We start from the raw sequence: 9,975 nt of genomic DNA on the forward strand, positions 1-9,975 counted from the left end.
GAGCGATGTTCCGCCGTACGTTCTGGTTCACCACGGGTGTCGCCGCCGGTGTGTGGGCCACCACCAAGGTCAACCGCAAGCTCAAGCAGCTGACCCCGGAGAGCCTGGCCGCCACCGCGGCGAACAAGGCCCTGGAGACCGGTCAGCGATTGAAGGACCGCGCGGTCGGCTTCGCGCTCGACGTCCGCGACAACATGGCCCAGCGGGAGGCCGAGCTGGAGGAGGCGCTCGGCATCCAGGAGAGCCCCGGCCTCACGGCGCCCCGGCGGTACGCCGCCATCGAGAACAACCGCAGCAACCCGCAGTACATCGAGAACACGACGTACTCGTACAACCGGAATGAGGACCACTGATGGAGTCGGCCGAGATTCGCCGCCGCTGGCTGAGCTTCTTCGAGGAGCGCGGGCACACCGTCGTCCCTTCGGCGTCGCTCATCGCGGACGACCCGACTCTGCTCCTCGTCCCCGCCGGCATGGTGCCCTTCAAGCCCTACTTCCTGGGTGAGGTCAAGCCGCCGTTCCCGCGCGCCACCAGCGTGCAGAAGTGCGTGCGCACGCCCGACATCGAAGAGGTCGGCAAGACCACGCGGCACGGCACGTTCTTCCAGATGTGCGGCAACTTCTCCTTCGGCGACTACTTCAAGGAAGGCGCCATCAAGCTCGCCTGGGAGCTGCTCACCAGCCCCCAGGACAAGGGCGGTTACGGCCTCGACCCCGAGCGCCTGTGGATCACCGTCTACCAGGACGACGACGAGGCCGAGCAGATCTGGCACGAGGTCGTCGGCGTGCCCAAGGAGCGCATCCAGCGCCTGGGCATGAAGGACAACTTCTGGTCCATGGGCGTCCCCGGCCCCTGCGGCCCCTGCTCCGAGATCAACTACGACCGCGGCCCCGAGTTCGGCGTCGAGGGCGGCCCTGCCGTCAACGACGAGCGGTACGTCGAGATCTGGAACCTCGTCTTCATGCAGTACGAGCGCGGCGAGGGCACCGGCAAGGACAACTTCGAGATCCTCGGGGACCTGCCGAGCAAGAACATCGACACGGGCCTCGGCCTGGAGCGGCTCGCCATGATTCTGCAGGGCGTGCAGAACATGTACGAGATCGACACCTCCATGGCCGTCATCAAGCGCGCCACCGAGCTGACCGGAGTCCACTACGGCGACTCGCACGCCTCGGACGTCTCCCTCCGCGTGGTCACCGACCACATGCGCACCGCCACCATGCTCATCGGCGACGGCGTCACCCCCGGCAACGAGGGCCGTGGCTACGTGCTGCGCCGCATCATGCGCCGCGCCATCCGCAACATGCGCCTGCTGGGCGCCACCGGACCGGTCGTCAAGGATCTGATCGACATCGTGATCCGGATGATGGGCCAGCAGTACCCCGAGCTGGTCACCGACCGCGAGCGCATCGAGAAGGTCGCTGTCGCCGAGGAGAACGCCTTCCTCAAGACGCTGAAGGCCGGCACCAACATCCTCGACACCGCCGTCTCCGAGACCAAGGCCGCCGGTTCCGGCGTCCTGCCCGGCGACAAGGCCTTCCTGCTCCACGACACCTGGGGCTTCCCGATCGACCTCACCCTGGAGATGGCCGCCGAACAGGGCCTCTCCGTGGACGAGGAGGGCTTCCGCCGACTGATGAAGGAGCAGCGGGAGCGCGCCAAGGCCGACGCCCAGGCCAAGAAGACCGGCCACGCCGACCTCGGTGCCTACCGTGAGATCGCCGACGCCGCCGGCGAGACCGACTTCATCGGCTACACCGACACCGAGGGCGAGTCCACGATCGTCGGCATCCTGGTCGACGGGGTCTCCTCGCCGGCCGCCACCGAGGGCGACGAGGTCGAGGTCGTCCTGGACCGCACCCCGTTCTACGCCGAGGGCGGCGGCCAGATCGGCGACACCGGCCGGATCAAGGTCGACTCCGGTGCCGTCATCGAGGTCCGCGACTGCCAGAAGCCGGTCCCGGGCGTGTACGTCCACAAGGGCGTCGTCCAGGTCGGCGAGGTGACCGTCGGCGCCAAGGCCCACGCCGCCATCGACGCCCGCCGCCGTACGGCCATCGCCCGCGCCCACTCGGCCACCCACCTGACCCACCAGGCCCTGCGCGACGCCCTCGGCCCCACGGCCGCCCAGGCCGGTTCCGAGAACCAGCCCGGCCGCTTCCGCTTCGACTTCGGCTCCCCGTCCGCCGTGCCGACGGCCGTGATGACCGACGTCGAGCAGAAGATCAACGAGGTGCTCGCCCGCGACCTCGACGTGCGCGCCGACATCATGGGCATCGACGAGGCCAAGAAGCAGGGCGCCATCGCCGAGTTCGGCGAGAAGTACGGCGAGCGGGTCCGGGTCGTGACCATCGGCGACTTCTCCAAGGAGCTGTGCGGCGGCACGCACGTGCACAACACCGCCCAGCTGGGTCTGGTGAAGCTGCTCGGCGAGTCCTCCATCGGCTCCGGTGTGCGCCGTATCGAGGCCCTGGTCGGCGTCGACGCCTACAACTTCCTCGCCCGCGAGCACACGGTCGTCCACCAGCTGACCGAGCTGCTCAAGGGCCGTCCGGAGGAGCTGCCGGAGAAGGTCTCCGCCATGCTCGGCAAGCTGAAGGACGCCGAGAAGGAGATCGAGAAGTTCCGCGCCGAGAAGGTGCTCCAGGCCGCCGCCGGCCTCGCCGAGTCCGCCAAGGACGTGCGGGGCGTGGCCCTGGTCACCGGCCGGGTCCCGGACGGCACCACCCCGGACGACCTGCGCAAGCTGGTCCTGGACGTGCGCGGCCGCATCCAGGGCGGCCGGGCCGCCGTCGTGGCCCTGTTCACGGTCAACAACGGCAAGCCGCTCACGGTCATCGCCACCAACGAGGCCGCCCGCGAGCGTGGCCTCAAGGCCGGTGACCTGGTCCGTACCGCCGCCAAGACGCTCGGCGGCGGCGGTGGCGGCAAGCCGGACGTCGCCCAGGGCGGCGGCCAGAACCCGGCCGCGGTCGGCGAGGCCGTCGACGCCGTCGAGCGCCTGGTCGCCGAGACGGCCAAGTAGGAAGCGGCCGGAACATGCGCAGAGGACGTCGGCTCGCGATCGACGTCGGGGACGCCCGGATCGGGGTCGCCTCGTGCGACCCCGACGGGATCCTCGCCACCCCGGTGGAGACCGTCCCGGGCCGGGACGTCCCCGCCGCCCACCGCCGGCTGCGTCAGCTGGTGGAGGAGTACGAACCGATCGAGGTCGTCGTCGGCCTCCCTCGCTCCCTCAAGGGGGGCGAGGGCCCGGCCGCGGTGAAGGTGCGCGCCTTCGCCCAGGAACTGGCCAGGGGCATCAAGCCGGTGCCGGTGCGGCTGGTGGACGAGCGGATGACGACGGTGACGGCCAGTCAGGGGCTGCGCGCCTCGGGCGTGAGGTCGAAGAAGGGCCGCGCGGTCATCGACCAGGCGGCCGCGGTCATCATTTTGCAGCAGGCCCTGGAATCCGAACGGGTGTCAGGTGAACCACCCGGTGAAGGCGTCGAAGTGGTCATCTGATCGCGATACGGTAACGTTCCGCGCGATGCGCCGGTGTTCGAACAGCCGGCGCACAGCAAGAGGCGGAGCGGAAGCCGGCCCCCGGGCCGCGTGACCGTCGGCCTCGCGGCTCTAGGGGATCGATGACTGAGTATGGCCGGGGCCAAGGCTCCGAACCGTGGCATCCGGAGGACCCGTTGTACGGGGACGGCGGATGGGGACGGCAGGCCCAGGAGGGCCCGCGGTCTCCCTACGGCGGCCAGCCGCAGCACCATCCGCAGACGCCGCAGCACGGCGACTGGAGCCAGGAACAGCAGCAGCACGGCGCCTGGAGCCAGGAGCACCAGCCCGGGTACGGCGATCGGCAGCAGCAGTACCACGAGGGACCGGGCGCCGGGTACGACCAGCGCTTCGCCCACCAGACCCAGCAGCAGGTCCACCAGGGCGGCTGGGACGCGACCGGCACCCACGGCCACGTGCCCTACGCCGCCGACCCCGGCGACCCGTACGGCCAGCAGCCCGTTGCCTACGGCACGCAGCAGCCCGACTTCTACCCCACCGAGGACGCCTACCCGCCGCCGGTGCCGCCCGGCCGCCGGCAGCCCGAGCCGGAGCCCGAGCCGGAGGCGGCGGGCGAGGAGGAGCACGCCTTCTTCGCGGGAGGCGGCGACGAGGACGGCGAGGAGGAGCACGAGCTCCAGAGCCGGCGTGAGCGGCGCGGCAAGAAGCCCGTCAAGAGCAGGAAGCGGCGCACCGGCTGCGCCTGCATGGTGGTCGTCCTGGTGTTCGGCGGCGGCCTCGGCGGCGTCGGGTACTTCGGCTACAAGTTCTACCAAAATCGTTTCGGCACGGCTCCGGACTACGCGGGTGACGGCAACGGGGAGCAGGTCACGGTCGAGATCCCCAAGGGCGCCGGCGGCTGGGAGATCGGCCAGAAGCTGAAGGAGGCCGGCGTCGTCGAGAGCGCGGCCGCCTTCGTCTCCGCGCTGCAGGCCAACCCCGACGGCAAGTCCCTCCAGGACGGTGTGTACACCCTCCAGAAGGAGATGTCCGCCGCGAGCGCGGTGGAACTGATGCTGAGTCCGAAGAGCCGCAGCAACCTGATCATCGCCGAGGGTCTTCGCAACACGGCGGTGTACGCCCTGATCGACAAGCGCCTCCATGTGCCGGCGGGCACCACGGCGCGCGTCGCGAAGAAGGAGTACAAGCACCTCGGGCTGCCGGCCTGGGCGACGGACCACCCGAATCTCAAGGACCCGCTGGAAGGGTTCCTCTACCCGTCCAGCTACGCGGTCGCCAAGGGGCAGAAGCCCGAAGCCGTCCTGAGGAAGATGGTCGCCCAGGCGTCCGCCGAGTACCGGAAACTGGGCCTGGAGAAGAAGGCCGAGGCGCTCGGCCTGGACAGCCCCTGGCAGGTGCTCACCGTCGCGAGCCTGGTGCAGGCCGAAGGCACGAGCCACGACGACTTCCGCAAGATGGCGGAGGTCGTCTACAACCGCCTCAAGACGGACAACCCGCAGACGTACGGGCGGCTGGAGTTCGACTCCACGTACAACTACGTGAAGAACCAGAGCAAGATCGACCTGAGCGTCGCCGAGCTGCGCAGGTACAACAGCCCCTACAACACCTACTTCGCCAAGGGACTGCCGCCGGGCCCCATCGACAACCCCGGCGAGGAAGCGCTCAAGGGCTCGCTCAACCCGACCCACGACGGCTGGTACTACTTCATCTCCATGGACGGCAAGACCAGCAAGTTCACGAAGACGCTCGCGGAACACGAGGAACTGGTCAACCAGTGGAACGAGGCGAGGAACAAGAACTGACGACGGGTGCGGAGGGCGCCGGCGGACCGTCGCCCGGACCCGGCCCGCGAGGACGATAGGATCAGCGCGGGGCTTCGGTGGACGGTCGGCGGGCGACGGGGACCGAATGCCCGCAGCGCCCACCGGATCGAGGCTCAAGGACAGGTGCCCATGGCGTCAGGGGTAGTCGGTGGCCGCCGTGCCGCCGTGCTCGGTTCGCCGATCGCCCATTCGCTCTCCCCGGTGCTGCACCGGGCCGCGTACGAGGCGGCCGGGCTCGCCGGCTGGTCGTACGAGCGCTTCGACGTCGACGAGGCCGCGCTGCCCGGCTTCCTGGACGGGCTCGGTCCGCAGTGGGCGGGACTGTCACTGACGATGCCGCTGAAGCGGGCGGTCATCCCGCTCGTGGACGAGATCAGCGAGACGGCCGCCTCGGTCGACGCGGTCAACACGGTCGTCTTCACCGAGGACGGCCGCCGGATCGGCGACAACACCGACATCCCGGGCATGGTGGCCGCCCTGCGCGAGCACGGCATCGAACAGGTCGGCTCCGCCGCCGTCCTCGGTGCCGGCGCCACCGCCTCCTCCGCGCTCGCCGCGCTGGCCCGGATCTGCACCGGCGAGGTCGTCGCCTACGTCCGCAGCGAGGCCCGCGCCGCCGAGATGCGGCAGTGGGGCGAACGGCTCGAAGTGGAGGTCCGCACGGCGGACTGGGCCGACGCCGCCGAGGCCCTGCGCGCTCCGCTGGTCATCGCCACCACACCCGCCGGTACGACCGACGCCCTCGCCGCCGCCGTACCCGAACGCCCCGCCACCCTCTTCGACGTGCTCTACGACCCCTGGCCCACCGAGCTCGCGGCCCGCTGGTCCATGTTCGGCGGTGCGGTGGTGAGCGGCCTCGACCTGCTGGTCCACCAGGCCGTACTCCAGTTCGAGCAGATGACCGGACACACCCCGGGCCCCCTGGCGGCCATGCGGCACGCCGGCGAGCAGGCACTCGCGGCCCGCTGACGCCCCGCACCCGTCCGCCTGCTGGACCGGCGGCCGGTCCGCGCCCCGGGACGTGGGAGGATCGGAGGTGGCGTACCGGGGTCGCGCACCCGGCGGCGCCGTCGCCGTGCACGAGGACGCGTGCACGGCGGGCAGTACCGGGCGCGAGCACTGAGGAGCACCGTTGAGCAGGCTGCGTTGGCTGACCGCGGGGGAGTCCCACGGTCCCGCACTTGTCGCGACGCTGGAGGGTCTTCCCGCCGGCGTGCCGATCACCACGGAGATGGTGGCGGACCACCTGGCGCGGCGGCGGCTCGGCTATGGCCGCGGTGCGCGGATGAAGTTCGAACGCGACGAGGTCACGTTCCTCGGCGGGGTCCGGCACGGGCTGACCCTGGGCTCCCCGGTGGCGATCATGGTGGGCAACACCGAGTGGCCGAAGTGGGAGCAGGTCATGGCGGCCGATCCGGTCGACCCCGAGGTGCTGGCGGGCCTGGCCCGCAACGCGCCGCTGACCCGCCCCCGCCCCGGCCACGCCGACCTGGCGGGCATGCAGAAGTACGGCTTCGACGAGGCCCGCCCGATCCTGGAGCGCGCCTCGGCCCGCGAGACGGCGGCCCGGGTGGCGCTGGGCGCGGTCGCCCGGTCGTACCTGAAGGAGACGGCCGGCATCGAGATCGTCTCCCACGTCGTCGAGCTCTGCTCCGTCAAGGCCCCGCGGGGCGTCTACCCGACCCCGGCCGACGTCGACAAGCTCGACGCCGACCCGCTGCGCTGCCTCGACGCGGACGCCTCCAAGGCGATGGTCGCCGAGATCGACCAGGCCCACAAGGACGGCGACACGCTGGGCGGCGTGGTCGAGGTGCTGGCCTACGGCGTCCCGGTCGGCCTCGGCTCGCACGTGCACTGGGACCGCAAGCTGGACGCCCGCCTCGCCGGCGCGCTCATGGGCATCCAGGCGATCAAGGGCGTCGAGATCGGCGACGGCTTCGAGCTGGCCCGCGTGCCCGGCTCCCAGGCGCACGACGAGATCGTGGGCACGTCGGAGGGCATCCGGCGCGTCTCCGGCCGCTCCGGCGGCACCGAGGGCGGCCTCAGCACGGGTGAGCTGCTGCGGGTGCGCGCGGCGATGAAGCCGATCGCCACCGTGCCGCGCGCCCTCAGGACGGTGGACGTCACCACCGGCGAGCCCGCCCAGGCCCACCACCAGCGCTCCGACGTCTCCGCCGTCCCGGCCGCCGGCATCGTCGCCGAGGCCATGGTGGCGCTCGTCCTCGCGGACGCGGTCGCCGAGAAGTTCGGCGGTGACTCCGTCCCGGAGACCCGCCGCAACGTCCGGTCGTACCTCGACAACCTGGCGATCCGGTGAGCGGCACGCCGGTGATCGTCCTGGTCGGGCCGATGGGCGTGGGCAAGTCCACCGTCGGCCGGCTGCTCGCCGAGCGCCTCGGCGTCGGCTACCGGGACACCGACGAGGACATCGTGGCGGCCGGGGGCCGCACCATCGCCGAGATCTTCGTGGACGAGGGCGAGGCCGCCTTCCGCGCCCTGGAGAAGGCCGCCGTGCGGGCCGCGCTCGCCGAGCACCGGGGCGTCGTCGCGCTGGGCGGCGGGGCGGTCCTGGACGCGGACACGCGCGCGCTGCTGGCCGGGCAGCGGGTGCTGTACCTCTCGATGGAGGTCGAGGAGGCCGTCAAGCGCACCGGTCTGAACGTGGCCCGCCCGCTGCTCGCGGTCAACCCGCGCAAGCAGTGGCGGGAGCTGATGGAGGCGCGCCGGCACCTGTACGAGGAGGTCGCCACCGCCGTCGTCGCGACGGACGGCCGCACCCCGGAAGAGGTCGCGCAGGCGGCGCTGGACGCACTGGAGTTGAAGCAGGTATGAGCGAGGCAGTCACCCGGATCCGGATCGCCGGCACCGCGGGCACCGACCCCTACGAGGTGCTGGTGGGCCGGCAGCTCCTGGACGAGCTGCCCGGGCTGATCGGGGCACAGGCCAAGCGGGTCGCCGTGATCCACCCGGAGGCGCTGGCGGAGACCGGGGAGGCGCTGCGCGCCGACCTGGCCGACCAGGGCTACGAGGCCGTGGCCATCCAGGTGCCCAACGCCGAGGAGGCCAAGACCGCCGAGGTCGCCGCCTACTGCTGGAAGGCGCTGGGCCAGTGCGGCTTCACCCGCACCGACGTCGTCGTCGGTGTCGGCGGCGGCGCCACCACCGACCTTGCCGGGTTCGTCGCCGCGACCTGGCTGCGCGGGGTGCGCTGGATCGCCGTCCCCACGACCGTGCTGGGCATGGTCGACGCGGCGGTCGGCGGCAAGACCGGCATCAACACCGCCGAGGGCAAGAACCTGGTCGGCGCCTTCCATCCGCCGGCCGGTGTGCTGTGCGACCTGGCCGCGCTGGACTCCCTGCCGGTGCACGACTACGTCTCCGGACTGGCCGAGATCATCAAGGCGGGGTTCATCGCCGACCCGGTGATCCTGGACCTGATCGAGGCCGACCCGCAGGCCGCCCGCACTCCGGCGGGCCCGCACACGTCCGAGCTGATCGAGCGGTCGATCCGGGTGAAGGCCGACGTCGTCTCCTCGGACCTGAAGGAATCGGGCCGGCGGGAGATCCTCAACTACGGTCACACGCTCGGCCACGCCATCGAGAAGAACGAGCGGTACAAGTGGCGGCATGGGGCCGCGGTCGCGGTCGGCATGCACTTCGCCGCCGAACTGGGCCGCCTCGCGGGCCGCTTGGACGACGCGACGGCCGACCGCCACCGCAGCGTCCTCGAATCGGTCGGCCTGCCGCTGCACTACCGCTACGACCAGTGGCCCAAGCTGCTGGAGGCGATGAAGGTCGACAAGAAGTCCCGTGGCGATCTGCTGCGCTTCATCGTCCTGGACGGCCTGGCCCGGCCGACCGTCCTGGAAGGCCCGGACCCGGCCGTCCTCCTCGCCGCCTACGGAGAAGTCGGCCAGTAGCCCCCGGACCCCGCGTCGCGTCCGACGTCCTTCGCCCCCGGGCACTTCGGACCGTCCCCGGCCGTTTCACCAAACGACGGCCGGGGACGGTACCGTTCGGTAGCGAGCGGGGGCACGCCCCCTGCCGCCAGCGCCAGTTGTGTGTACGAGACGGAGTGGCAACGGATGCAGCACGCAGTGGGGTCTCCGCTGCCGCCGCCCCACCAGCCGGGGCAGGGCCCGCACGCCGGCTGGGCGCCGGCCGCACACCACCCGGGAGCCCCCCAGGGGCCCGCCCCCGTCCCGCCCCCGCCGGGCTTCCCGGCTCCGCCCGGACCGGTCCCGCCGGCCCCGCAGCAGCCCCCGGCCGCCGGCCAGGTGCCGCCGCCCGCGCCCCCGCAGCACACCGCCGGCCCGCAGACTCCCGACAGCACGGGACACGTCCCGCTGTCACCCGGCGGCCCGGTCGGCGCCCCCGCGGGCCCGCCCGCCGCGGCCACCGCACCGGACCCGACGGCGACCACCCTGGCCGTCCTCCTGATCGGCCCGGCCGGCGCGGGCAAGACCAGCGTCGCCAAGTACTGGGCGGACCACCGCCGGGTCCCCACGGCCCACATCAGCCTGGACGACGTCCGCGAATGGGTGCGCTCCGGCTTCGCGGACCCGCAGGCCGGCTGGAACGACAACTCCGAGGCCCAGTACCGCCTGGCCCGTCGCACCTGCGGCTTCGCCGCGCGCAACTTCCTGGC

At 71.9% G+C, this 9,975-nt stretch carries 9 protein-coding genes; all 9 read left to right on the plus strand.

Features of this window, described 5'->3' with window-relative positions; translation table 11 throughout:
• Positions 1–5: 5 nt before the first annotated feature.
• A complete protein-coding gene (locus LG395_RS24100; protein ID WP_171158147.1) occupies positions 6–353 on the plus strand; it encodes a hypothetical protein in 348 nt (115 codons plus the stop codon).
• Complete coding sequence (gene alaS, locus LG395_RS24105; RefSeq protein WP_225811157.1) at positions 353–3,025, plus strand: alanine--tRNA ligase; 2,673 nt, start codon at positions 353–355, stop codon at positions 3,023–3,025. The genes LG395_RS24100 and alaS overlap by 1 nt, the downstream gene beginning before the upstream one ends.
• Before the next feature lie 14 nt (positions 3,026–3,039).
• Complete coding sequence (gene ruvX, locus LG395_RS24110; RefSeq protein WP_171158151.1) at positions 3,040–3,504, plus strand: Holliday junction resolvase RuvX; 465 nt, start codon at positions 3,040–3,042, stop codon at positions 3,502–3,504.
• Between the two features lie 122 nt (positions 3,505–3,626).
• On the plus strand, positions 3,627–5,306 hold the full coding sequence (mltG, locus tag LG395_RS24115) for an endolytic transglycosylase MltG (RefSeq protein ID WP_225811158.1): 1,680 nt from the start codon (positions 3,627–3,629) through the stop codon (positions 5,304–5,306).
• Positions 5,307–5,456: 150 nt separating this feature from the next.
• Entirely contained in the window at positions 5,457–6,296 is an 840-nt protein-coding gene (locus LG395_RS24120; RefSeq protein ID WP_171158155.1) for a shikimate dehydrogenase, read from the plus strand.
• 163 nt (positions 6,297–6,459) lie between these two features.
• Complete coding sequence (gene aroC / locus LG395_RS24125) at positions 6,460–7,644, plus strand: chorismate synthase (RefSeq protein ID WP_225811159.1); 1,185 nt, start codon at positions 6,460–6,462, stop codon at positions 7,642–7,644.
• Positions 7,645–7,676: 32 nt separating this feature from the next.
• Positions 7,677–8,159 (plus strand): shikimate kinase, encoded by a 483-nt coding sequence (locus LG395_RS24130; protein ID WP_171160150.1) that lies wholly within the window; start codon positions 7,677–7,679, stop codon positions 8,157–8,159.
• A complete protein-coding gene (gene aroB / locus LG395_RS24135; RefSeq protein ID WP_171158159.1) occupies positions 8,156–9,247 on the plus strand; it encodes a 3-dehydroquinate synthase in 1,092 nt (363 codons plus the stop codon). Before LG395_RS24130 ends, aroB begins: the two co-directional genes overlap by 4 nt.
• A gap of 165 nt (positions 9,248–9,412) precedes the next feature.
• A partial coding sequence (locus tag LG395_RS24140) for a Pro-rich N-terminal domain-containing protein (protein WP_225811160.1) occupies positions 9,413–9,975 on the plus strand: 563 nt, incomplete at its 3' end.

Source organism: Streptomyces spinosus (assembly GCF_020400655.1).
GTDB lineage: Bacteria > Actinomycetota > Actinomycetes > Streptomycetales > Streptomycetaceae > Streptomyces > Streptomyces argyrophylli.